Below are 784 nucleotides of genomic sequence, written 5' to 3'. Positions count from 1 at the left end.
CCGGAAACCGCTGGTGACCACCGCGCCGCCAATCTCGTCCTACAGCGCGATGAAAGGCGCGGACGAGATTGGCGACGCTATCGCCGAGCTACACCACCTGTGGGGACACGACCTCGTCCTTCCCAAGCCAGCGCAACCAGAGCATCGCTTCCTCAGTCTCAGCCTCTGTGATCTGGCGCGGGCTGGGACGTGGGCGGCGCATCTGCGGCTCCTGGCCCAACCGATCAGCGAAGCTGTGGAAATACTCGGGCCACTCGTTGAAGTAGCCCTGAGGCCTCACGCCCGGCATCTGCCGCATCACGCACGCTACAAGCTCCAGATGATCCTGCACCTGCGCTGTTGTCCACTAACCGATAGCGCGCCTCCCGCTTCCGCTCGCCTTAGAGACGCTCGCCGAGTCGACGGACCAGCTCGCGCTCCGGCCAGGTCAGGCGGTCGTCGTCGATGGCCACGGCCAGCAGCCCCTGTTCCTTCCAGCCGACGCGCTTGACCTCGTCGGGGTTGCGGCGGTGCCCGCCGAATCCTTTCGGCGTGAACCGCATGCCGCTCATTGCACACATCGCCGGGTCTCCAGAGCCCAGAGCAGGATCGCGATGGCGACGGCGACTGACCGCACCACAGGTCGTTGCAAAACAACGCCACCCTTTTGGCAATGACGCAATACCAGCCATCCAGGGCAATCGCATTTCAGAACAGGCTGAGCAGGCGAGAGAGGAATGCATTGTCCCAGCCTGCCCTTTGGAATTTCCCCTTCAAGGATTCCTTTGAGCCGTCCTTCTGCATG

General features: G+C 63.3%; 2 protein-coding genes. Both read right to left on the bottom strand.

Annotated features, from left to right (window positions below; all coding sequences use genetic code 11):
- Positions 1-88 precede the first annotated feature (88 nt).
- A complete protein-coding gene (locus VQ042_RS26295) occupies positions 89-289 on the bottom strand; it encodes a DUF6362 family protein (RefSeq protein WP_442880260.1) in 201 nt (66 codons plus the stop codon).
- A 91-nt stretch (positions 290-380) separates the two neighbouring features.
- Positions 381-551, bottom strand: a complete 171-nt coding sequence (locus VQ042_RS25725) for a hypothetical protein (RefSeq protein ID WP_331823070.1) — start codon at positions 549-551, stop codon at positions 381-383.
- Positions 552-784 lie beyond the last annotated feature (233 nt).

The sequence above is a fragment of the Aurantimonas sp. A2-1-M11 genome, assembly GCF_036549475.1.
Lineage (GTDB): Bacteria > Pseudomonadota > Alphaproteobacteria > Rhizobiales > Rhizobiaceae > Aurantimonas.
This window is presented reverse-complemented; position numbering and strand designations above follow the sequence as displayed.

What these genes read in the sequence shown, in the direction of transcription:
- VQ042_RS26295 (WP_442880260.1), bottom strand. Translation starts at nt 289, where the DNA reads ATGCCGGGCGTGAGGCCTCAGGGCTACTTCAACGAGTGGCCCGAGTAT.
- VQ042_RS25725 (WP_331823070.1), bottom strand. Translation starts at nt 551, where the DNA reads ATGAGCGGCATGCGGTTCACGCCGAAAGGATTCGGCGGGCACCGCCGC.